Below are 20,941 nucleotides of genomic sequence, written 5' to 3' on the forward strand. Positions count from 1 at the left end.
TTAGCCGAACCGTTACATAAATCTACGCATCGAATGTACAACAGGTGTTGTTAGTGAGGCCTACCTCGAGAGGACGGCGTGGCGGGCCAGTTCGAAGTCGTACCCGACCGCCTCGACCGTCTCGGTGGGCCACTCGCCGGTCGCCGAGAGCACGTCGACGCCGTCCGCGGTCACCACGGCGGTGTCCTCGCTTTTCGCCCCCGCGACGGTGGGGTTCCACGCGTACCCCTGCGGGAGCGCCACCGCGGCGTCGCTGTCGGGCGTCCCGAACCACTCCCGGCCGGCGAACCCGGCCGCGCCGCCCTGATGGTGGTTGCGCCACTCGCCCTCCCAGCCGACGGCCGCGTAGGCGTCCCGTATCGCCTCGAACACCGCCGCGGCGCGCCCGTCCTCGCGGCCGACAGCCCGCGTCGCCGCCAGCGCCGTGGCCTCGACGCGCATGGCCGCCCGGGTCCGCTCGCGGAGCCACGCCGGCGGGTCGAAGGCGACGGTGCGGGTACAGCTAGTGTGAAGCCCGTCCCGTTGGGCGGTGACCGACAGCAGTGCGTACTCCCCGAGGGGGTCGCCTTTCGGCGTGTAGTGGCGGTAGGTCGACGCTCGCTCCCCGCCGCCGACCAGCGACACCGGGACCGCGAACCCCGCGGCGTTGAGCGCACTCCGGAGCCGACCCGCCACCTCCCGTTCGGTGTCGCCGGGCGAGAGGTCCCGAGCGACCCGTTCGACGGCCGCCGCGACGGTCGCACCCTGCTCGCGGTACGCCCGGACCTGCGCGTCGGTCAGGGGCTGGCGGAGCCACGTGCCGTCGACGGCGTCGAACCCCGGCACGTCGAAGTCGGCCGCCGCGGGTTCGGGGCTGACCGCGGCGACAGCCTCGCTCAGGTCCCGCTCGTACCACTGGAACGTCTCGACGGTCGCGTCGACGGCCAGTTCCTCGGCCTGCAGCCGCGGCGCTTCGATGTTGTCGGTGACGACGGTCACCGACTCGCCGTCGTAGCCCGCCGCGGCCGCCCCCGTCGCGCCCTCGTGGGCGACGACGTTGTCGCCGCCGGTGAGCCACGCGAAGCCGTTGGGCGTGGCGAACCAGACCGCTTCGAGGCCCTCGCTGTCGAGGTAGGCGTCCAACCGGGCGAAGAGCGCGTCGCCCGTCATACGGCCACCCACGCCCCGCGCTCGTCACTGCGCTGGACGGCGTCGAGTACCCGCTGGACGGCCAGCCCGTCGGCGAAACTCGGTTCGTAGTCGCCGCGCTCGGCGACCGCCGAGAGGAACTCGTAGTTCTCGTGGACGAAGGTGTGCTCCCAGCCGAGGACGTGGCCCGGCGGCCACCAGTGGTCGACGTAGGGGTCCGACTCGTCGGTGACCAACACCGTCTCGTATCCCCGGCCGTCCCCGCGCATGACCTCCAGTTCGTTCAGCCGCTCCAAGGAGAACCTGAGCCCGCCGTCCGTCCCCTCGATTTCGATGGTGTGGTCGTTCTTGTGGCCCGTCGCGTTCCGCGACGCTTCGAGCGTCCCCATCACGCCGTTCTCGAAGGCGACCTGCGCCGAGTAGGCGTCGTCGACCGTCACGGGGCGTCGCTCATCGCTTCCCTCGACGGGGCGCTCGTCGGTGAAGGTCCGCAGGTGGCCGCTGACCTCGGCGACGTCGCCGACGAGGAACCGCGCGAGGTCGACGGTGTGAGCGCCCAAGTCGCCCAGCGCGCCCGACCCCGCCATCTCGGCGTCGTTGCGCCACGACCACGGGGCCTCGGGGTCGACCAGCCAGTCCTGTAGGTACCGGCCCCGGAAGTGGCGTAGCTCGCCGAGTTCGCCCGCGTCCAGCAGTTCCTTCGCGTACTGGATGGCCGGGACGAACCGGTAGTTGAACGCGACGCCCGCCGGCACGTCGGCGTCGGCCGCCGCGGCGGCCATCCGCTCGGCCCCGTCGGTCGTCGGTGCAAGCGGCTTCTCGCAGAACGTCGGCGTCCCCGCCTCCAGCGCCGCGACCGAGGGGTCGGCGTGGACGTGGTTCGGCCCGAGGTTGTAGAACACGTCCACGTCGTCGACGACGGCCGCCCAGTCGGTCGCGGTGCGGTCGAAGCCGAGTCGGTCGGCGGCCTCCGCCAGCGCCGCCTCGTCGCGGCCGACGACCACGTCCTTGTTGACCGCCGGTGCGTCGGGGAAGAACATCCCCAGCCTGTCGAAGGCGTTCGCGTGCGCCTTGCCCATGAAACGGTACCCCAGTACGCCGATGTCGAGTGGTGTGTCAGTCATCTGTATCAGTCCGCGGTCGAACTGCCAGTGGTGTCTCAGTCATCCGTTGAGCTCCGCTGCCGGACTGTCGGTGGTGTCTCGGTCGTCTCGTCGCGCCACAGTGGCTCGATCACGTCGCTACTCCGCCCAGTAGGCGTCGCCCGGGCTGGTCTCGAACACCGCACGGGAGAGCACGTCGACGGCCTTCTCCAAGCCCTCCCGGGCCGAGGTCAGCGAGTCCTCGTGTTCGATGGAGAGCGTGCCGTCGTAGCCGACCATCCGCAGCGTCGAGACCACGTCCTTCCAGTGGCTCTCGTCGTGGCCGTAGCCGATGGAACGGAAGAGCCACGAGCGGTTCGGCTCGTCGGTGTACGCCGTGGTATCGAGCACGCCCTTCTCGCGGGCCTCGGAGTCGTAGACCTTCGTGTCCTTGGCGTGGAAGTGGTGGATGGCGTCGCGGTCCCCCAGCAGGCGGATGGCCTCGGGCACGTCGATGCCCTGCCAGTAGAGGTGCGAGGGGTCGAAGTTCGCGCCGATACGCTCGTTGGTCCGCTCACGCAGTTCGAGCATCCCCCGGGGCTCGTAGACCAGCATGTTCGGGTGCATCTCTATCGCCACGTCGACCCCGTGGGCGGCCGCGTGGTCGGCGAGGTCGGTCCAGTACTCCTCGGCGACGCCCCACTGATACTCGTGGGCGTCGGCGTGCTCGGTGGGCCACGGCGCGGTTATCCAGTTGGGCACCTCGTCGTTCGGGCCGCCGGCGGGCAGACCGGAGAAACACGTCACCGTGTTCACGTCCAGTTGGGCGGCGAGCCTGACGGCCTCTCGCAGTTCGGTGTCGGCGCGGGCGGCCCGCTCGTCGTCGGGGTGGAGCGGATTGTTGTGGGTCGCCAGCGCGCTCACGTCCATCCCGTGCTCGGCCAGCAGGTCCCGGAGGTCGGCCTGCGCGCGCTCGTCGTCGAGGTACGTCTCGCGCGGGAGGTGGTCGTCCCCCGGGAAGCCGCCACACCCCAGTTCGACCGCCTCGACGCCGATTCCGTCGAGGTACGCAAGTGCGTCTTCCAGCGGCTGGTCGCCCAGCGGGACGGTGAGGACACCGACTTGCATACGTGACACTGCGAAAATGACCCATATAAATCCTTGGCGCGACGGGGTGCTTTCTCAGAACCTGAAACAGGTCGCCGCGATTGAAGCGGTCGCGGGACAGTGATAGACCAACTCATGCCCGTCCCGGCCCCGGCGCTCGGCTCCGACCGCGGCGTCTCGCCCGTCATCGGAGCCGTCCTGTTGACAGCCATCTGCGTGCTGCTGGCGGCCACCGTCGCCGCGCTCGCCCTCGGTTTCGACGACGAGCTTCAGTCGCCGGCACCGAGCGGCGGGTTCGAACAGGAGTTCGTCGCCTCGGGCGCGGACAACACGGCCGACCGGCCCTACGTCGTCGTCACCCACGAGGTCGGACGGACCATCGACGCCGACAACGTGATTATCAAAGACGAGTCAGGCAACACGATAACGTGGCACGACGTCTGGACCGGCGGCCCGGAGGTCCACGCCGGCGAGTACGTCCACCTCGACGGGTTCGCCAGCGACAGCGTCTTGGACCCCATCTGCGAGGCGGGCGACACGTACTGGATTATCCTCGAAGACGACGACGGCGAGACGCTGATGATAAACGAGTGGACGGCCGCCCGCGACCCGCGACTGCCGGCGGGGTCGCCCTCGGATTCGGACGGCGACGGCGTCCCGGACTGGTGTTGATGTCACAACCCACTTCTTCGGCGCGGGCGTAGCCCGGTCATGGTCGACTCTCGGGTCCGGGTCCCCGCCCTGACGGGGCTGCTGACGGCCGTGTCGCTCGCGCTGGTGTTCGGTGCCGTGCTGGGGGCGATTCCACGGAGCGCGCTCCCGACCGCACCGCGAGGAGTCGTCGCTGCCATCCCGCATCTCAACGCCGCCATCAGCGCGCTCGCCATCGGGACGCTGTTGCGGGGACTCGGTGCCGTCCGTGCGGGTCAGGTCGACGCCCACCGGCGGTGGATGCTCGCCACCTTCGGGCTGTTCGTCGCCTTCCTCGTCCTGTATCTCTACCGCATCGTCCTCGAGGGACCGACGGACTTCGCCGGCCCCGCCGTCGTCGAGACGTACGTCTACCTCCCGCTGCTCGCGGTCCACATCCTGCTCGCCATCCTCGCGGTCCCGCTCGTGTACTACGTACTCCTGCTGGCGGCCACGCACACGCGGGCGGAACTCCCCCGGACCAACCACCCCCGGGCCGGCAAACTGGCCGCCGGGTTCTGGCTCGTCTCGTTCACGCTGGGTATCGCCGTCTACCTCATGCTGTACGTCGTCTGGTGAGAACGGGCGGAGTCGGGACGGACAAGAGGAGAAGGGGCCGCGAGCGACCGGTCAGTCGTCGGCCGGCGTCGCGCTCCCGGGGATGTCGGGGCGGACCACGTCGCGGTCGGTCGCCTCGCCCTCGATGTCGTAGGGATACTCGCCGGTGACACAGCCCAGACAGAGGTCCGTCCGGCTCTCGTCGAGCGTGTCGGCGATGGCGTCGATGGAGAGGTAGGCCAGCGAGTCGGCCTCGATATCGTCGCGTATCTCCGCGACGGACTGGTCGCCCGCGATGAGTTCGTCCCGCGAGGCCATGTCGATACCCATGTAACACGGGGCGACGATGGGGGGCGCGCCGATGCGGACGTTGACTTCCTCGGCCCCGGCGTCTTTCAGCAGTTGGATGAGCTGGGTCGAGGTGGTGCCGCGGACGATGGAGTCGTCGATGATGGTGACTTTCTTCCCCTCGATGGTGGATTTGATGGGGTTGAGCTTCAGGCGGACGGCCCGCTCGCGCTCGTCCTGTGTCGGCATGATGAACGTCCGGCCGACGTAGCGGTTCTTCATCAGCCCCTCCGCGAATTCGATGTCCGAGCCGTCCTCCTGTGCGGCCTCGGCGTAGCCCGAGGCAAACGCGCGCCCAGAGTCGGGTACCGGGAGGACCACGTCGGACTCGACGCCGTTTTCCTCCCAGAGCTTACGGCCCAGTTCGCGCCGTACCTCGTAGACCAGACTCTCGTCGATGGTCGAGTCGGGGCGCGCGAAGTAGACGTGCTCGAAGAAGCAGTGGGCCGTGTTCTCCTGTTCGATGAGTTGGTACGTGTCGTAGCCGGTGCCGTCCGGGTAGAGGACGACGAGTTCGCCCGGCCGTACGTCGCGGATGAGTTCGCCGTCGAGCGTGTCGATGGCGGCGGACTCGGAGGCCAGCACGTAGCCGTCGTCGAGTTCGCCGATACACAGCGGACGGTTGCCCTGCGGGTCCCGCACCCCCAGTACCGTCTCGTCGTGCATGATGGTCAGCGAGTACGAGCCGTGGATGCGGTTCATCGTCCGCTTGACCGCTCGCACGAGGTCCTCTTCGAGGAGGTTCCGGGCGAGGTCGTGGGCGATGACCTCGGTGTCGCCGTCGGAGGTGAAGGCGTGGCCGAGGTCGGCCAGTTCGTCGCCTATCTCGTCGGCGTTGACGAGGTTACCGTTGTGCGAGAGGCCAAGCGAGCCGGACTTGAACGAGACCGAGAACGGCTGTGCACAGCAGGCGTTGACGCTGCCCGCGGTCGGGTAGCGAACGTGGCCGATGCCGTTGGCACCGTTCAGCGATTCGAGGTCGCCGGGGCCGAAGGCGTCACCGACCAGCCCCATCTCGACGTGGCTGTGTTGCTGGAAGCCGTCGTGCGTCACGATACCGGCCGACTCTTGGCCGCGGTGCTGGAGGGCGTAGAGGGAGTAGTAAAGCGGGCGGGCGGCGTCGCGCTCTTCGAGAGAGATACCGACAACGCCGCACTTCTCGTGCATGTTCTCGGGTTACTCGCCGGCTTTCGATTGCCACTCGTAGTCTCGGCGCTTCGCGGACTTGCCGAAACCACAGCTCGAACAGACTTTCTTCTTCGTGTGATAGGACTTTTCGCCACACCGGCGACACTTCGTGTGTGTCGTGGTGTTTTTCTTGCCCTGGCTCGGGGTTCCTGCGCCAGTCATGGACTAATGGAGACGACGTTGTCGCCGCGTATAATCGTTGTGTCTTCGGCCTCAATTACGAGGTTCATGTGCTGGTCGTACCCGGAGAGTTCGCCCTCGAATATCTCGCCGCCTTTGAGTTGTACGGTGACTTCCTCGCCCAGCGACGCTTCGAGTACGTCCAGCGGTCGTCCACTCATGTACGGTTGGGATAGTGACGGCCGCTTAAACGTACCGTTTGCGGGGCCGCCCTCAGACAGCGACGCTGAACGGGGCGTACTCGTCGGCCCGGGCGGCGAAGCCGGCCAGCAGGTCCGCCAGCGCGTCGAGGTCATCCGGGTCGACGACTTCGACCGGCGTGTGCATGTAGCGGTTGGGCAGTCCGACGTTGACCGACGGGATGCCACCGCGCGAGGTGTAGAAGGCGTCGGCGTCGGTGCCGGTCCGGCTGCCGGCGGCCTGTAGCTGGACGGCCACCGCGTCGCGCTCGGCGGTGTCCCGCAGCGCGTCGACGACGACCGGGTGGTTGGCGCTGCCGCGGGCCACGACCGGCCCACCGCCGAGTTCGACCCCGGTCGAGCGCTTGCCCGGCGACTCCGGCGTGTCGGTCGCGTGGGTCACGTCGGCGGCGACGGCGGCGTCCGGGTCGAGGTCGAACCCGACCATCTTCGCGCCTTGTAGCCCGACCTCCTCCTGTACGGTCGAGACGGCGTGGACGGTCGCCGCGGTCCCGCGCTCGGCAGCTCGACGCAGGGCCTCCGCGGCGGCCCAAATGCCGACGCGGTTGTCCATCGCCCGCGCCGCGATGCGGCCGTTCTCGAGGTCGCTGATGGTCTGCTCGACGGTGACGGGGTCGCCGCGGTCGACGAGGTCGGCGAGTTCGTCGCCGTCGGTCGCCCCTACGTCGACGAGTTGCTCGGTCACGTCCGGCACCGACTCGTCGTCGCCGTCCCGGAGGTGGATGGCCGTCTGGCCGACCACACCCGAAACCGGGCCGTCCGTGGTGTGGACAGTGACGTGTTGCCCGCGCGAGACGGTCTTGTCGGAGCCGCCGATGCGGCCGACGCGGACGAAGCCGTCGTCGGTCAGGTCCCGGACGATGAACCCGATCTCGTCGCCGTGGCCCGCCAGCGCGACGCTGGTCTCGCCGCCCTCGACGGTGGCGACGGCGTTGCCGTAGTCGTCGGTCCGGACCTCGTCGGCGAACTGGGCGACGTAGTCGACCCACACGCGCTGGCCGTCGGCCTCGTAGCCAGACGGCGACGGCGTGGTCAACAGCGCTTCGAGAAACTCCCGTCGTTCGGCGTCCATACCCGCCGTTGCGCCCGCGCGGTCATGAACATCGTGGAACGGGCACCGCCTGCCGGGCGGCACAACCGCTAAGTCCGGTCGCCGAGAACGCACGGTATGGCGAAGTTTACCCTCCTCGAACTCCACCTCGACGGCGCGGAGTTCACCGCATCAGCACCGTTCGGCGGCGACAGCGAGAGCACCGACGCCGCCAACACTGACGACACCGACGACGAATCGGCGGGTGGCCCGCCGCTGGGGCTCGGGGCCGTCCTCGCGCTGGTCGCCCTCGCCGTCGTCGCGGTGGCCGCGAAGAAGCTCCTCGACGGCTCGGGCGAGCCGCTGGCCGACGAGTAGGTCGCTCGGCGCGGCCCCGTCGTCCGCCATCTTCTCCGGCCGCAGCACCGCTGTCGACCGACTCCCGGCCACTGTGCCGACCCCTGAGGTCCGTCGCGGGGGAGAAAGCCTATCCCGGTCGACCGCCTTCCGCGCGTATGGGACTCTATCACAGCGTCCGGGCCGTCGCGGGGGCGTCCGGCGACGGGCCGATAGACTGGCGCGCCGTCGCCGAGAGCGCCAAGGAGGCGACGGAGCCGGGCGACCTGACCGTCTCGGCGAGCGAACGCGAGGGGTACGCGACCGACGTTCGGGACGCCCGCGACCGGGTCCGGACTGTCTCGGGGCTCGACTTCGACCTGCCCGAGACGGTCGAGATACAGCACCGCCACCACTGGATAGACGCCAACGTGGCGACGTTCGAGCGGGTGATGGCACCCATCGAGCAGCAGGCGGAGTTCGTGCCGGGCGTCGCCCGCGTCGTCAACACCGGGTCGATGGCGTTCGCGCTGTCCTTTCTCGCCAACAACGTCCTCGGACAGTACGACCCGGTCCTGTTGGCCGACGGCGACGAGCACGCGCTGTACTTCGTGCGCCCGAACATCCGCCGCGTCGCCGACGAACTCGCGGTCGAGGGCGACCGCTTCCGGCGGTGGATAGCCTTCCACGAGGTGACCCACGCCGCCGAGTTCGGGGCCGCACCGTGGCTCTCTGACCACCTCGAATCGGCGATGGAAGAGGCCATCGGGAAGCTCAGCGACGGCGACATCGACCGCCAGTCGCTGGGCGAACTCGACACGACGATGACCGCCGTCGAGGGGTACGCCGAACTGCTGATGGACCGCGCGTTCGACGACGAGTACGACGACCTGCGCCGCAAGGTCGACGCCCGGCGGCAGGGACGGGGACCGATTTCGAAACTCGTCCGGCGCGCGCTGGGACTGGGGATGAAACGCCAGCAGTACGAGCGGGGCAAGGCCTTCTTCGACGCGGTCGCCGACGCCCGGGGCGTCGAGGCGGCCGGCGCGGTCTGGGAGTCGCCCGAGACGCTTCCGACGGACGACGAACTGGAGACGCCGTCGCTGTGGCTCGACCGTATCGACCCCTGACTACTCCCGGCTGCGGGACGACCGCGAGCCGGCGTCCTTCCCGCCGTCGGCGGCCTGCCGGGACTCGCTCTCGTCCCGGTCGGCCCTGAGGCGAGCGCCCGGCGTCGGCCCACGGTCGGGCGTCTCGTCGCTGTAAGGCGTCTCCGCGATACTGTCGGGGACGGTGTACCACGCCAGCCCCGCGCCGACGAGCGTGCCGCCGGCCCCGACGGCCGCGACGACGGGGGCCGGCGCGCCGCCGTACAGCGTCACCAGCCCCATCGAGACGCCGACCAGCAGCGCGAACCCCGCTTTGAGACGCTTGAGGAAGCGTTTCCGCTCGGCGTCGGTCGTCGAGGGGCCGACCATCAGCGCTCACCACGCCCGGCCATCAGTAGAACCCCCGGTCGACGTCCTCGTCGACCACGTCCTCGAACTCCGCGTCGAGCAGTTCCTCGGCCTCCTCGAAGGTGTCAGTCAGTTCGGCCATCTCCTCGGGCCGGTCGTACTGGTCGAACTCCATCGGGCCGTAGGCCGGGGAGTCCAGCGCGTCCATGACGTCCTCCAGCATGGCACGGGGCGTCGTCGGGGCGTCGGCGTGGGTGTCGACGACCGTCTCCAGGTTCCGGAGTTTCTCCTCGGCCTCGTCCTCGTCCTCGACGCCCTCTTGGACGCCGAAGATGCCCGACCCCTCCTCGGGGAACAGCGGGTCGATGTCGTCGTCGATGCTACGGGCGACCTGCGCGCCGACGCCCTGCACCTCGAAGGGGTTCTTCGCGTAGGTCTTGAGCTGGTAGACGCCCGCTCGCGGGTGGCCGACGTAGAGGTCCTCGCCGATACCGTTCGCGCGGTCGCCGCCGACGGCCCGCCAGCCGCCGGGGTCGCTCTGGCTCTCCAGCACGTCCTCGAAGATGTCCTGCCAGTCACGAACGCGCATAGCTACCCGAGAGTTGCGGCCGGTCCAGAATGAACCCATCGGTCTGTGACACGCGCTGGCGACAGCCGAACCCCTTTGGGGCGGCGGCCGCTTGCGGGGGTATGGAGAGCGAGACCAACGTTCTCGGGGGCGACCTCGCGGTCTGTTCGACGGACCCGACGACGGGGTTCATGCGGGACGGCTACTGCTATCCGCTCCGGCGCGACCCCGGCCGCCACGAGATATGTGCGGTGCTGACCGACGACTTCCTCCGGTACAGCAAGGCACAGGGCAACGACCTCGTGACGCCACGGCCCGAGTTGGACTTCCCCGGGCTGGAACCGGGCGACCGCTGGTGTGTCTGTGTCCCGCGCTGGCGGGAGGCCCGAGCGGCCGGCCACGCGCCGCCGGTGGTCCTCGAAGCGACGAGCGAGGACGTGCTGGCCGACGTGCCGCTGGCGACGCTCCGGGAGCACGCGGCCGGCGAGAACGCGCCGACCGGGGGCGCGGACGCCGGCGAGTGAGTCGCGCCGCGAACGACTTTTGAGGGTCGAACGCGTGGGCGATAGCGTGCAACGGAGGACCACGACGTGAGCGGGACCGACAGCCTCCGCGGGGTCGTCACGGCCGTCGCCGACCCGAAGACGGTGAACACCCAGTACGGTGAGAGCGAGCTCTGTGAGGTGACGCTCCGGCCCGAGCGGGGCGCGGGCGAGCCGACCACCGTCACGCTGTGGGGGAAGTGGACCGAGACGGCCGCCGTCCTCGAAGCGGGGATGGAACTGGCGGTGTACAACCCCGAGGAGAAGCGGTATCAGGGCGAGACCCAGTACTCCGTCGGCGGCGACGCCACCGTGGTCGTCGAGCCCGACTTCCTCGTCGACGTGACCGACATCCGCGCGTGGGTGCAGTGCCCCCGGATGTACTACCTCCGGAAGCTCGACGGGGCCGACCTCGCCTACCCGCTGGTGAAAGGGACCGTCGTCCACGAGGTGTTCGGCGACCTGCTGCGGGGCCGCGACTTGGAGGCGTCCATCGCGGCGCAGGTCGAGGCGGCGGGCCTTGACATCGGCCTGCTCGGGCGCGAGGCCGAGGAAGTGGCCGGCGACGTGCGGGCCCACGCCAGCGCCATCGAGGGGTGGCTGAATCAGGGGACGCTCACCGAGGACGACGAGTGGCGCTCCGAGATGACGCTCATCTCCGAGCGGTTCGGCATCAAGGGGCGGGCCGACGCTGTCCGGCGGGGGATGCCGGTCGAACTCAAGACGGGGAAAAACACCAAGCGCGAACCCCGGTTTCAGGACAAGATTCAGGCAGCCGCGTACGCCTTGGTGCTTGGCGAGCGGGCCGCGGCGACGACGATGGCCGCCGACGTGATGGCCGACGGCGCGGGCGGGGAGACGGCCGTCGAGGCCGCGCCGGACACGGGGACGCTGCTGTACACGAAGAACGCGGCCGTCGACCGCGCAGAGGAGAGTGGCGACCTCTCGCCGGCCAAGGAGTTCTCCATCGGCCCGGGCCTGCTGAATTACGTCGTCCGCACCCGCAACGCCATCGCGGCGATGGAACACGACGCCGACGTGCCGACGGGCTACGAGGCCAACGCGAAATGCGAGTACTGCTTCGAGCAGGACACCTGCATGGCCGTTTCGGGCCGGCTCGACCAGGAGTCGAAGGCCGGACAGGTCGGCGTCGCCGTCCCCGAGGAGGAGCGCGAGTACTTCGAACGGTTCTACGGCGCTATCGAGGCCGAGCGCCGGGCCGTCCACCGCGAGTACGCCAAACTGTGGGAACAGAGCGCCGCCGAGCGGGCCGACGACGACCGGGCGCTGGTCGACCTCGACCCGGCGGGCCGGCGCGAACTCGACGGCGGCCGCTGGGAGCTCCGCGCCCGCGGCACCGGCGCGGTCTCGAAGATACGCGAGGGCGACCTCGTGCTCGCCAGCGACGGCGACCCCGTGACCGGCGACGCGGAACTGGCCCGCGTCGAGCGCATCGACACCGACGACGGTGCGGGCGAGGAGCTAGTCGTCACCGCCGACGAGCCCCTCGACCTGCACCGCCTCGACGTTTACCCCTCGGAGCTGACCACCGACCGCCTGCTGAACGCGCTCCACGACGCGCTGTTGACCCAGCCCCCCGAGCGCAAAGACGTGCTGTTCGGGCGGCGCGACCCGTCGTTCGCCGAGGTCGCGGGGACGTTCATCGACAACAACGACGCGCAGGACGAGGCGGTCCGCAGGGCCGTCGCGGCCGAGGACTTCGCGCTGGTCCACGGCCCGCCCGGGACGGGCAAGACCTACACGCTGGCCCGGACGGTGCGGGCGCTCGTCGAGCGGGGCGACCGGGTGTTGCTGTCGGCGTTCACGAACCGCGCCGTCGACAACGCCATCGAGGCGCTGGAGGAGCAGGGGTTCACGGATATCGTGCGCGTCGGCACCGAGAGCGGCGTCCGCGAGGACATGCGGGAGTACCGCCTCGACCAGTCGGGCGACCCCGGGGAGTGCGCGACGACGCTGCAGTCGGCACAGGTCGTCGCGGCGACGACGGCCACCTGTGGCGGGACCGCGCTCCAGAGCCAGTCGTTCGACGCGGCCGTCGTCGACGAGGCCGGCCAACTGACCGAGCCCGGGACGCTGGCGGCGACGACGCTCGCCGACCGGTTCGTCCTCGTCGGCGACCACCAACAGCTCCCGCCCGTGGTCCAGTCCGAGGACGAGACGCTGTCGCGCTCGCTGTTCGAGCGGCTCATCGACGACAACCCCGAGGCCGGCGTTATGCTGGACCGCCAGTACCGGATGGCCCAGCACATCCAAGCGTTCGCCTCCAGAGAGTTCTACGACGGCCAACTCCGGCCGGCGACGGGCGACGTGGCCGCCCAGCGGGTCGACGACATCGAGGGCGTCACGCTGGATGGACTGCCCGCCCATCTCCGGGACCGCGTCTCCTTCGTCGACCCCGACGGGAGCCGCACCGGCAACACGAACCCCGAGGAGGCCGACGCGGTGGCGGACGTGGTCGCGGCCTACCGGGCGGCCGGCGTGGCCGCCGCGGACATCGGCGTCATCGCCCCGTTCCGGGCGCAGGTGGCGGAGCTGAACCGCCGGCTCCCGGACGTGGCCGTCGACACCGTCGACCGGTTTCAGGGGTCGAGCAAGGCGGTCATCGTCGTCTCGTTCGTCGCCACGGGGAGCCTCGACGGCCCCATCTTCGAGGACTACCGGCGCATCAACGTCGCGCTGACGCGGGCGAAGAAGGCGCTCGTGCTGGTCGGCGACGCGGCCGCGCTGTCGACAGACGACCGCTACGGCCGGATGGTCGAGTGGGCCGACGGGTGACCCTACGTGGTTAGCGTGTCTGATTAAATAGGCGGGCCGTGAGCATCGAATCGAGGATGAAGGACTGCCCTGACTGTGGGTTCCCCATGGCCGCCGAACACGAGCTTTCGAGCGGGACCGTCTACCGCTGTCGTAGCTGTGGGACGAAGCGTACTCGTTGATAGCGACGTGAGCCCGGCGCTCGCCTACCTGCCGTCGACGGCCCCGTCGCCACCGGGGTCCCGGCCGCCGTCGCGCGAGCGACGCCCCGCGGTGTCCGGTCGCCGCCGCGCGAGGTCGGCGGCCAACCGCTCCCGGACGGACGCTCGAAGCGCCGTTGCCGTCTCATCGTCGAGGTCGTAGATTCTGGCGTCGCCGCTCAGCAGACCGCCGGTACTCGCAGTGTCGACCGTGAGCGTCGCCAGCGAGCGCCGCCGCTGGAACGGCGTCCGGCGGACGAAGACCGTCTGGATGCGGTAGTAGGGGACGACGCGGGTCGTCCGCCGCCAGAACCCGGTCCGGGCCACGACCGCGTCGTCGTCGCAGTGGTAGCCCCGGTGTCGCCAGCGAAGGTGGGCCGCGACCGGTACCAGCGGAAGGAGAGCGAGCGAAACCCACCAGACGCCGCTGTCGAGGACCAGCGCATCGAGGGCGTAGGCGGCGGCGACGGCCAGCGTCGCGACGACCCCGAACCGCGCGGCGTAGCGCCGCCGGGCACGCGTCGGCGGGCGCTCGAACTCGGCGTCTTCGAACGGTTCGAGGTCCCGCGCGAGGTCGTAGACCGCCTCCCGGCGCGCCATCGGGACGGCGACGCCCTGCTGGGACTGCTGGGAGCCGCCGGCGTAGCCCGCCGTCTCGACGACCAGCGTCGCGTAGCCGAACCGTCGCATCAGGACGTTCTCGCGCACCGTCACCGTCTGGACCTTCGAGAGGGGAATCGTCCCGCTGTAGCGCCGCAAGAGGCCGCGCTCGTACTGCAGGTCGTCGCCCGAACGGGTGAGCCGGAAGCCGTGGTACTCGACGACGGTCAGGGCGACACTGACCGCCAGCGCGGCCAGCAGGAACTCGGCGACGGTCAACAGCCCGAACGCGAGCAACTGGCCCGCGGTGGCCTCGGCGACGAGGGCGGGCGACAGCGGCCCACTGACGCCGACCAGGGCCGCGTTCACCCGGAGCGCAGAGAACACCACGTCCCCGCCCAGCGGCAGGCCGAACAGCGCCAGCACCGGCGCGGCGGGCCTGACCGAGACCACGGCGTAGGTCAGCAGGTCCCGGGGCGAGAACGCGAACAGTTCCGTGTCCGCCGGCTCCGCCGCCCCGGCCCGGCCGACCGCGTCGTCGGCTTCGGGCGCGGGGTCGGCGTCCGCGTCGTCCGTTTCCGCCCCGTCATCGTACTGTCGGACTGCGCGGCGGAGTCGGTCGGCCTCGTCGGTCGAGACCGCGTCCAGCGTCGCCTCGGTCTGGCTGCCGCCGGCCGTCTCGAAGCCGACGACGGCCAGCCCGAGCAGTCGGTTGACAACGCCCTGCCGAACGTCGACGTTCTGGACGCGCCCGAGCGGGATTTCGCGGGACTGGCGGGCGAAGACGCCCGACTCGACGGCCAGCGTGTCACCCTCGACGGCGTAGCCAAAGCGGAGGTAGCGGGCGGTCGCGTAGCCGGCGAGCGCGAGCGCACCGCCGACGGCCAGCAGGGGGGCCGAGAGGAACGACAGCCCCAGCGCGCCGGCGACGGCCGTCCCGACGAAGAAGCCGAAGACGGCACCCTGAATAGCTGCCTGTGCGACGCTCAGCGCGGCGCTGTAGGGGTGGAGCCGTTTCATACCGCGTCGGTCGTCTCGCTCTCGATGGCGAGGTCGCGCAGTCGCTCGCGCAGCGCCGTCGCGCGCTCGGGGCGCAGCCCCGGAATCGTGATGTCGGCACCACGGGAGCCGGCGGTGTAGACGACGACGCTGGCGAGGCCGACGGCCCGCTCCAGCGGTCCCCGCGTGGTGTCGACGTGTTGGACGCGGACGTAGGGGACCGACGTGTCCGTCCGGGTCAGAACGCCCCGAACGAGAAAGAGCGCATCGGCCTGCAGTTCGAACCGCCAGACGCGGTGGGCCGCGACGGCGTGGGCGACGCCGAGTCCGACTGCGAGGACCCACAGTCCGGCGAGCGCCGCCGTCGGGACGGCGACGAGGAACCGGTCGACGAGCGCGACGAGAGCGGCCAGCGCGGTGGCCCCGGCGACGCGGCCGGCGACCCAGAGCCACCGCACGCGCGGGTGCAACGCCTCCATACCGGTCCGTGGGGCCGCCCGTGGATTAACGTTCGGCTCGCGGCGTCTCGGACTCAGACGCGCTCGTTGACCTGCGCGGCGACGCGCTCGCCCGGCCGGCGGAGGTGATCGGACTCGACCTCGTAGACGTAGCCCGTGACCGTCACGTCGTCGGGGATGAGCGCGTGTTCGCGGAGGTACTCGACCTGCGCGGCGCAGGCCTCGTCGATGTCGTCGGTCATCCGGACCCACTCGTCGACGTCGTGGTCGCCGATGTCGAGGCCGGGCAGCGCCGGGTCGAGGGGAACCTCGTCGAGGTCGCCGTCGACGGCGTCCTCGAAGCCCGCGAGTACGTCCTCGTCGGACGCGCTCATCATCCCGCAGTCGGTGTGGTTGACGACGATTATCTCCTCGGTGTCGAAGAACTGCGTCGTCAGCGCGGCCGACCGTATCACGTCGTCGGTGACCTTCCCGCCGGCGTTGCGGTATATCTGTGCGTCGCCCAGTTCGAGCCCGAGCGCCTCCTCGACGGGGATGCGCTCGTCCATGCAGGCCACGACCAGCAGGCGCTTGTCCGTCGGGATGCCCTTCCGCCGTCGTCGGGCCCAGTCGTCACGGGCGTCGACCGCGTCGTCGACGGACTCGTGGACGTGACCGGGTGTCGGTTCCGCGCCTTCGTCGCCGGTGTGGTGTGCCATCGCCACTCGTAGGGGACGGACGGTTTAGAGCGGGGAGAAAGGAGCAACTGCTACCGCTGTCTCTGACAGTGCGCGTCAGTCGTCCGTGGCGACGGCGCTGTGGTCCGCGTCTTCGATGTCGTCGAGTACGCGGCGGTGGAACTCCTGCAGCACGGCCGACTCGTCCTCGGCCAGCACCACGTCGCTGGCCATCAGCGTCGCCAGCCCGAACGCCCGCGGGGAAGGGGAGTCGACGCGGGTGGTCACCACGTCGACCGCGCCGCGGTCGATGTCGGCCAGCACGGACTCGATGCCGTCGACGTGGAGCTTGTCCTCCAGAATCTCGCGGTAGGTCTCCTCGACGACGGCGAACTCGCCCAACTCCTCGGCGAACCCGAGCAGCATCTCCGAGGAGACCTGCTGCTCGCTGGCGGACTTCTCGTACCCCTTGTAGCGTTTGAGTATCATCAGCGAGCGCGTGGCGTTGATGCGGAAGTACCGCTGGAGGAGGTCGGTGCCGTCGAGGCTCGCCCGCAGGTCCGCCCGGACCTCGGCCGGGTCGATGTCCCGGACCACGCCCTCGATGTCGACTTTCCGGTTCAGCGGCATCGAGAGCGTGAACCCGTTGTCGGCGACCGCCACTTGGACGTTGGCGTTGGCCGCCTGCGCGACGCGGTAGGCCAGCAGGCGCGAGAAGCCGTCGTTGAACCGCCGGCCGTAGTTCGAGTGGACGTAGTACCGGCGCTCGTACTCGTCGCGCTCCATCGACTCCTCGACGACGAGGCGGTCGTCGGTGGCGACGCTCTCGGCCCCGGCGTAGGCCACCTGCTCGCGGAACATCCGCGCGATGGCCCGCACCGAGTTCTCGTCGAGGGGGAACTCCCGGAGCCAGTTGCGCACCTCGGACATGCCGCCGCGTTCGAGGCGGGCGAGTAAGTCCCGCTGGAAGCCCAGTATCTCGCGGCCGAGGTCGTACGACAGCGGCAGGCGCTCGGAGAACCACGAGGGAACCGTCGGCCGCGCGCTCGTGGGGTCGACGTACACCTTCGACCCGCGGCGGTAGCGGTACTCGTAGTTGGAACCGCCCAGCACGAACACGTCGCCTTGCTCCAGCGTGTCGAGGTACTCCTCGTCGAGTTGACCCACCCACTCGTCGCTCCCGCGAGTGTACACGTCGCAGGTGAACGAATCGGGGATGGTCCCGAGGTTTGTCATATAGATGACCCGCGCCATCCGGCCGCGCTTGCCGACCAGCCGCTCGCCCACGTCGTACTCCTCGTAGTGGTGCTCGCCGTCGGGCGGGTCGTTGGTGTCGCGCCATATCTTGGCGTAGACGTTCTTGTCCTCCATCCCGGGGTAGTCCGCGGTGAGATACCGGCAGAGCTGTTCCCACTCGTCGTCACCGTAGTCGCGGTAGGGGTAGGCCCGCCGGAGGATGCCCCGGACCTCGCGCTCGGGCCGGACGGCGTTTATCGCCATGCCGTAGACGTGCTGTGCGGCCACGTCCTGTGCGTTCTCCGGGACGAACACGCGGTCGACGAACCCCTCTTCGGCCTTCCCGAGCATCACCGCGCACTCGACGAGTTCGTCGCGGTCCAGCGCCACCACGCGGCCCTCGACGGTCTCGCCGAGTTGGTGGCCGGCCCGACCGATGCGCTGGAGCAGCGAGGCGACGGACTTGGGCGAGCCCACCTGCACGACGAGGTCGATATGTGGCATGTCGATGCCCAGTTCCAGACTCGTCGAGGTGGTGACCACGTCGAGGGCACCGTCTTTCAGCGCCGCCTCTATCTCGTGGCGCTTCTCCTTCGAGAGCGAGCCGTGGTGACAGCCGGAGTTGTCGGCGTCGTAGGCGTCGTAGCGCTCCCGCAGCGTCTTGAGGACGCGCTCGGCTCCCGACCGGGTGTTGGTGAACACGAGGGTGTTGGTGTGGCTCTGGACGTGGTCGTGTAGCTGGCGGTAGAACCGCTCGGTCACCACGTCACTCGGCGTGTCGATGAGGTCGTCGGTCGGACAGGTCAGTTCCACGTCGAACTCCCGGGCGAAGCGCGTGTCGACTATCTCGTAGTCGCGGGGCGGCCCGCCGGGCTCCGACCGGCCGACGAGGAACTCCGCGACCGTATCCAGCGGGTCGACGGTCGCCGAACAGCCGATGCGGGTGGGGGACCCGTCGGCCATCGCCTCCAGTCGCTCCAGCGACACCGAGAGGTGGGTGCCACGCTTGTTCTCCGCAAGGCTGTGTATCTCGTCGACGACGACGTACTCGACGGTTCGGAGCTTCTCCTTGAACTTCGGGGAGTTGAGCAGGATAGCCAGCGTCTCCGGCGTGGTGTTGAGGATGTGGGGCGTCGTCTCCAGCATCGCCTGTCGCTCGCTGTCGCTGGTGTCGCCGTGGCGGATAGCGTGGCGTATCTCGGCGTCCTCGCCCCGGTCCGCGAGTTTCTCGGTGATGCCCGAGAGGGGCACTTCGAGGTTGCGGTGGATGTCGTTTGCCAGCGACTTCAGCGGCGAGACGTAGAGGCAGTAGACGGAGTTCTCCAGTTCGTCGGCGCGTGCCTTCCCGAACAGTTCGTTGATGATACCGGTGAAGGAGGCGAGCGTCTTGCCGCTGCCCGTCGGCGCGCAGATGAGGGCGTTCTCTCCCCGGTGAATCAGCGGCACCGCCTCCTTCTGTGGCGGCGTGAAGAAGCCGCCGTTTCCGGGGACGAACGCGCCGAACTGCTCGACCCACCACTCCTGTACGACCGGGTCCAGCAGTTCGAGGGCGTCGGCGTCGTCGATGGCGACCGATTCGGCGTCGAAGTCGGGGTCCGTCGCCGCGAGTCGCTCGCGTCCTCCCATGGCCTCTCTGTCCGTTCCGTAGGTCCGTATCGGGAAGTGGGTTCCGACCGGGCAAGACCTAACGGGATGCCGGCCCACGGTGGCCGTATGGCAACCATGCCCGACGTTCTCACGCCGCTGGTCACGCCGTTCGACGGGGACGGCGCGCTCGACACCGACGCCCTCGCCGCGCTCGTCGCACACCTCGCCGACGAGGGCGTCGACGGGTTCGTCCCCTGCGGGACGACCGGCGAGTTCGAGACGCTGTCCGACGCCGAGTTCGAGGCCGTCGTCCGGACCACCGTCGAGGCCGCGCCCGACGACAGCACAGTCATCGCGGGGGCCGGCGGGACGGCCGTCTCGACGGTGACCGACCGGCTCCGGTTCGCCGCGTCGGTCGGTGCCGACGCCGGCCTCGTCGTCGCGCCGTACTACGGCGGCCAGATGTCCCCGGCGGGCAACCGGCGGTTCTTCGAGCGCGTGGCCGCGGACGCCCCGCTCCCGCTGTACCTCTACGACATCCCCGCCGTCGCCGGCCAGTCGCTGGCGACCGAGACGGTCGCCGCCCTCGCCGAGGAGCCGAACGTGGTCGGCCTGAAGGACTCCTCGGGGGACGTGGCCGCGGTGACTGACGCGGTCCGGTCGACGCCGTCAGAGTTCGCCGTCTATCAGGGCAACGACGCGGTGCTGGTGCCGTCGCTCTCGGTCGGCGTCGACGGCGGCATCAACGCCCTGTCGCACGTCCTCGCGGCCGAACTGGCCGACGCCATCGAGGCCGTCCGGGACGGCGACCTCGGGCGCGCGCGGCGGCTCCAGAACGACGTACTCCAGCCCGCCGCGAACGCCTGTCTCGAACACGGGTTCGCCCCGGCGGTCAAGGCCGTCCTCGCCGAACGGGGCGTCATCGACAGCGCCACCGTCCGCCCGCCCCGGACGGAACTCGACGGCGAGACGCGGGCGTCGGTCGCCGACGCGTTCGCGCGGGCCGAGGGTCAAAGTCGGGATTGAGGTTCCACGAGATTCATTACGCTGGGCGTCGCTGGGACGGATATGTCCTTGCTGCCCTCCCGTGGCCCCGACACCAGCACGTCCCAAGACGGCGAACTGGACGTGGTCGGGGTCGACGAAGACGTCTCTGCGGTTTTCGACGCGCTGTCCTCCGATACCGCCCGCGAGATACTCAACGCCGTCTACGAGGACCCCGCAACCCCGTCGGAACTGGCCGACCGGCTCGACATGTCCATCCAGAAAGTCACCTACCACCTCGACAAACTCGACGACGAGGACCTCATCGCCGTCGCCGGCACGCGCTACTCCGAGAAGGGCCAAGAGATGAAAGTGTACGAGCCTCCCGAGGACCCGCTGGTCCTGTTCGTCGGGACCGAGGACCGCAAGCGCTCGCTCCGGTCGATGGTCAAGCGCCTCGTCCCCGTCGTCGGCCTGCTCACCGCCGCCAGCGTGGTCGTACAGGTCCTCTTGCGCGGGCTCCCGACAATCGGGTTCGGCGCGAGCGGCGACAGCGAGGTCCAGAGCGGGTCCGCAGGCGACGCGGGGAGCGCGGCCACCGCGACGCCGACCCCCGAACCGACGGCGCAACCGGCGACCGCGACCGGCGGCGACGGTGGCGGCGGCATCAGCATCGCCGAAGCGACGCCGACACCGACCGCTACCCCGGCACAGACGCCGGCCCAACTCGACGCGACGAGAGAGGCCGCGACGACCGCCGCAGCCGGCGGGGGCGCGGGGATATCACCGGGCGTCGCCTTCTTCCTCGGCGGCCTGCTCGTCGTGGCGCTGGTCGCCGCGGCGTGGGCATACGGCGAGTACCGCTGACCCGGGGTCGCTCAAAACCCGTTTTGAGCCACAGTCGCGCTTTTTATCACCCCGTACGAAGCCGTAGATGCGCCGTCGGCGGGAGACCTGACCGCCGCCGCTCCTGTGGTCCGCCCCTGCCGGCGGGCCATTCCCGACTGCCCTGACCGCCCTGACCGGCGCGGC

At 69.9% G+C, this 20,941-nt stretch carries 21 protein-coding genes; 8 read left to right on the forward strand and 13 right to left on the reverse strand.

Annotation, left to right across the window (positions count from 1 at the left end; all coding sequences use genetic code 11):
- Nucleotides 1-60: 60 nt before the first annotated feature.
- From ACV7JO_RS06760 to ACV7JO_RS06770, 3 genes are all read right to left on the reverse strand, one after another.
- Nucleotides 61-1,149, reverse strand: coding sequence for a M24 family metallopeptidase (locus tag ACV7JO_RS06760; RefSeq protein ID WP_470355577.1), 1,089 nt, complete (start codon nucleotides 1,147-1,149; stop codon nucleotides 61-63).
- Nucleotides 1,146-2,252, reverse strand: coding sequence for a Gfo/Idh/MocA family protein (locus tag ACV7JO_RS06765; RefSeq protein WP_470355578.1), 1,107 nt, complete (start codon nucleotides 2,250-2,252; stop codon nucleotides 1,146-1,148). The genes ACV7JO_RS06760 and ACV7JO_RS06765 overlap by 4 nt, the downstream gene beginning before the upstream one ends.
- A 117-nt stretch (nucleotides 2,253-2,369) precedes the next feature.
- Nucleotides 2,370-3,338 (reverse strand): sugar phosphate isomerase/epimerase family protein, encoded by a 969-nt coding sequence (locus ACV7JO_RS06770; protein ID WP_470355579.1) that lies wholly within the window; start codon nucleotides 3,336-3,338, stop codon nucleotides 2,370-2,372.
- Nucleotides 3,339-3,437: 99 nt separating this feature from the next.
- Between ACV7JO_RS06770 and ACV7JO_RS06775 the strand changes: the two genes are divergently transcribed.
- Entirely contained in the window at nucleotides 3,438-3,989 is a 552-nt protein-coding gene (locus ACV7JO_RS06775; protein ID WP_470355580.1) for a type IV pilin domain-containing protein, read from the forward strand.
- A 39-nt stretch (nucleotides 3,990-4,028) separates the two neighbouring features.
- Nucleotides 4,029-4,586 carry a DUF420 domain-containing protein gene (locus tag ACV7JO_RS06780; RefSeq protein WP_470355581.1) on the forward strand — a complete coding sequence of 186 codons (558 nt, stop codon included), beginning with the start codon at nucleotides 4,029-4,031 and terminating at the stop codon, nucleotides 4,584-4,586.
- Nucleotides 4,587-4,637: 51 nt separating this feature from the next.
- Here the strand turns inward: ACV7JO_RS06780 and purF are convergent, their stop codons facing one another.
- Genes purF through ACV7JO_RS06800 form a run of 4 tightly spaced genes read right to left on the reverse strand, consistent with a single transcriptional unit; the run spans nucleotide 4,638 to nucleotide 7,553 of the window.
- Nucleotides 4,638-6,080, reverse strand: a complete 1,443-nt coding sequence (gene purF, locus ACV7JO_RS06785) for an amidophosphoribosyltransferase (RefSeq protein ID WP_470355582.1) — start codon at nucleotides 6,078-6,080, stop codon at nucleotides 4,638-4,640.
- Nucleotides 6,081-6,089: 9 nt separating this feature from the next.
- Nucleotides 6,090-6,263, reverse strand: a complete 174-nt coding sequence (locus ACV7JO_RS06790; protein WP_004517916.1) for a 50S ribosomal protein L37e — start codon at nucleotides 6,261-6,263, stop codon at nucleotides 6,090-6,092.
- A complete protein-coding gene (locus ACV7JO_RS06795) occupies nucleotides 6,260-6,442 on the reverse strand; it encodes an LSM domain-containing protein (RefSeq protein ID WP_470355583.1) in 183 nt (60 codons plus the stop codon). The genes ACV7JO_RS06790 and ACV7JO_RS06795 overlap by 4 nt, the downstream gene beginning before the upstream one ends.
- A 52-nt stretch (nucleotides 6,443-6,494) precedes the next feature.
- Complete coding sequence (locus ACV7JO_RS06800) at nucleotides 6,495-7,553, reverse strand: M20/M25/M40 family metallo-hydrolase (RefSeq protein WP_470355584.1); 1,059 nt, start codon at nucleotides 7,551-7,553, stop codon at nucleotides 6,495-6,497.
- 96 nt (nucleotides 7,554-7,649) lie between these two features.
- Here ACV7JO_RS06800 and ACV7JO_RS06805 point away from each other — a divergent pair, with 96 nt between their 5' ends.
- Both ACV7JO_RS06805 and ACV7JO_RS06810 read left to right on the forward strand, forming a co-directional pair.
- Nucleotides 7,650-7,889, forward strand: a complete 240-nt coding sequence (locus tag ACV7JO_RS06805) for a hypothetical protein (RefSeq protein WP_470355585.1) — start codon at nucleotides 7,650-7,652, stop codon at nucleotides 7,887-7,889.
- A 137-nt stretch (nucleotides 7,890-8,026) separates the two neighbouring features.
- Nucleotides 8,027-8,977, forward strand: coding sequence for a zinc-dependent metalloprotease (locus ACV7JO_RS06810; protein WP_470355586.1), 951 nt, complete (start codon nucleotides 8,027-8,029; stop codon nucleotides 8,975-8,977).
- Here ACV7JO_RS06810 and ACV7JO_RS06815 read toward each other — a convergent pair whose 3' ends face one another.
- Nucleotides 8,978-9,325, reverse strand: coding sequence for a hypothetical protein (locus tag ACV7JO_RS06815; protein WP_470355587.1), 348 nt, complete (start codon nucleotides 9,323-9,325; stop codon nucleotides 8,978-8,980).
- A gap of 22 nt (nucleotides 9,326-9,347) precedes the next feature.
- Nucleotides 9,348-9,893 carry a hypothetical protein gene (locus tag ACV7JO_RS06820; RefSeq protein WP_470355588.1) on the reverse strand — a complete coding sequence of 182 codons (546 nt, stop codon included), beginning with the start codon at nucleotides 9,891-9,893 and terminating at the stop codon, nucleotides 9,348-9,350.
- A 101-nt stretch (nucleotides 9,894-9,994) separates the two neighbouring features.
- Here ACV7JO_RS06820 and ACV7JO_RS06825 point away from each other — a divergent pair, with 101 nt between their 5' ends.
- Nucleotides 9,995-10,396, forward strand: coding sequence for a DUF2237 family protein (locus tag ACV7JO_RS06825; protein ID WP_470355589.1), 402 nt, complete (start codon nucleotides 9,995-9,997; stop codon nucleotides 10,394-10,396).
- A gap of 66 nt (nucleotides 10,397-10,462) precedes the next feature.
- A complete protein-coding gene (locus ACV7JO_RS06830) occupies nucleotides 10,463-13,210 on the forward strand; it encodes an AAA domain-containing protein (protein WP_470355590.1) in 2,748 nt (915 codons plus the stop codon).
- A 185-nt stretch (nucleotides 13,211-13,395) separates the two neighbouring features.
- Here the strand turns inward: ACV7JO_RS06830 and ACV7JO_RS06835 are convergent, their stop codons facing one another.
- The 4 genes from ACV7JO_RS06835 to ACV7JO_RS06850 form a co-directional block, all read right to left on the reverse strand.
- Nucleotides 13,396-15,009: a PH domain-containing protein gene (locus tag ACV7JO_RS06835; protein ID WP_470355591.1), complete on the reverse strand. Its 1,614-nt coding sequence runs from the start codon at nucleotides 15,007-15,009 to the stop codon at nucleotides 13,396-13,398.
- A complete protein-coding gene (locus tag ACV7JO_RS06840) occupies nucleotides 15,006-15,467 on the reverse strand; it encodes a PH domain-containing protein (RefSeq protein WP_470355592.1) in 462 nt (153 codons plus the stop codon). The genes ACV7JO_RS06835 and ACV7JO_RS06840 overlap by 4 nt, the downstream gene beginning before the upstream one ends.
- A 53-nt stretch (nucleotides 15,468-15,520) precedes the next feature.
- Nucleotides 15,521-16,144: a beta-class carbonic anhydrase gene (locus tag ACV7JO_RS06845; protein ID WP_470355593.1), complete on the reverse strand. Its 624-nt coding sequence runs from the start codon at nucleotides 16,142-16,144 to the stop codon at nucleotides 15,521-15,523.
- A 75-nt stretch (nucleotides 16,145-16,219) separates the two neighbouring features.
- On the reverse strand, nucleotides 16,220-18,964 hold the full coding sequence (locus ACV7JO_RS06850; protein ID WP_470355594.1) for an ATP-dependent helicase: 2,745 nt from the start codon (nucleotides 18,962-18,964) through the stop codon (nucleotides 16,220-16,222).
- 87 nt (nucleotides 18,965-19,051) lie between these two features.
- Between ACV7JO_RS06850 and ACV7JO_RS06855 the strand changes: the two genes are divergently transcribed.
- Both ACV7JO_RS06855 and ACV7JO_RS06860 read left to right on the forward strand, forming a co-directional pair.
- Complete coding sequence (locus ACV7JO_RS06855) at nucleotides 19,052-19,951, forward strand: dihydrodipicolinate synthase family protein (RefSeq protein WP_470355595.1); 900 nt, start codon at nucleotides 19,052-19,054, stop codon at nucleotides 19,949-19,951.
- 42 nt (nucleotides 19,952-19,993) lie between these two features.
- Nucleotides 19,994-20,776 carry an ArsR/SmtB family transcription factor gene (locus ACV7JO_RS06860; RefSeq protein WP_470355596.1) on the forward strand — a complete coding sequence of 261 codons (783 nt, stop codon included), beginning with the start codon at nucleotides 19,994-19,996 and terminating at the stop codon, nucleotides 20,774-20,776.
- Nucleotides 20,777-20,941: the final 165 nt, after the last annotated feature.

The organism is Haloarcula sp. MBLA0138, assembly GCF_055632455.1.

Coding starts and splice junctions, on each gene's coding strand:
- ACV7JO_RS06840 (WP_470355592.1), bottom strand. CDS start 15,467: ATGGAGGCGTTGCACCCGCGCGTGCGGTGGCTCTGGGTCGCCGGCCGC.
- ACV7JO_RS06765 (WP_470355578.1), bottom strand. CDS start 2,252: ATGACTGACACACCACTCGACATCGGCGTACTGGGGTACCGTTTCATG.
- ACV7JO_RS06795 (WP_470355583.1), bottom strand. CDS start 6,442: ATGAGTGGACGACCGCTGGACGTACTCGAAGCGTCGCTGGGCGAGGAA.
- ACV7JO_RS06760 (WP_470355577.1), bottom strand. CDS start 1,149: ATGACGGGCGACGCGCTCTTCGCCCGGTTGGACGCCTACCTCGACAGC.
- ACV7JO_RS06770 (WP_470355579.1), bottom strand. CDS start 3,338: ATGCAAGTCGGTGTCCTCACCGTCCCGCTGGGCGACCAGCCGCTGGAA.
- ACV7JO_RS06810 (WP_470355586.1), top strand. CDS start 8,027: ATGGGACTCTATCACAGCGTCCGGGCCGTCGCGGGGGCGTCCGGCGAC.
- ACV7JO_RS06855 (WP_470355595.1), top strand. CDS start 19,052: ATGGCAACCATGCCCGACGTTCTCACGCCGCTGGTCACGCCGTTCGAC.
- ACV7JO_RS06815 (WP_470355587.1), bottom strand. CDS start 9,325: ATGGTCGGCCCCTCGACGACCGACGCCGAGCGGAAACGCTTCCTCAAG.
- ACV7JO_RS06850 (WP_470355594.1), bottom strand. CDS start 18,964: ATGGGAGGACGCGAGCGACTCGCGGCGACGGACCCCGACTTCGACGCC.
- ACV7JO_RS06805 (WP_470355585.1), top strand. CDS start 7,650: ATGGCGAAGTTTACCCTCCTCGAACTCCACCTCGACGGCGCGGAGTTC.
- ACV7JO_RS06780 (WP_470355581.1), top strand. CDS start 4,029: ATGGTCGACTCTCGGGTCCGGGTCCCCGCCCTGACGGGGCTGCTGACG.
- ACV7JO_RS06845 (WP_470355593.1), bottom strand. CDS start 16,144: ATGGCACACCACACCGGCGACGAAGGCGCGGAACCGACACCCGGTCAC.
- ACV7JO_RS06790 (WP_004517916.1), bottom strand. CDS start 6,263: ATGACTGGCGCAGGAACCCCGAGCCAGGGCAAGAAAAACACCACGACA.
- ACV7JO_RS06820 (WP_470355588.1), bottom strand. CDS start 9,893: ATGCGCGTTCGTGACTGGCAGGACATCTTCGAGGACGTGCTGGAGAGC.
- ACV7JO_RS06835 (WP_470355591.1), bottom strand. CDS start 15,009: ATGAAACGGCTCCACCCCTACAGCGCCGCGCTGAGCGTCGCACAGGCA.
- purF (WP_470355582.1), bottom strand. CDS start 6,080: ATGCACGAGAAGTGCGGCGTTGTCGGTATCTCTCTCGAAGAGCGCGAC.
- ACV7JO_RS06800 (WP_470355584.1), bottom strand. CDS start 7,553: ATGGACGCCGAACGACGGGAGTTTCTCGAAGCGCTGTTGACCACGCCG.
- ACV7JO_RS06825 (WP_470355589.1), top strand. CDS start 9,995: ATGGAGAGCGAGACCAACGTTCTCGGGGGCGACCTCGCGGTCTGTTCG.
- ACV7JO_RS06860 (WP_470355596.1), top strand. CDS start 19,994: ATGTCCTTGCTGCCCTCCCGTGGCCCCGACACCAGCACGTCCCAAGAC.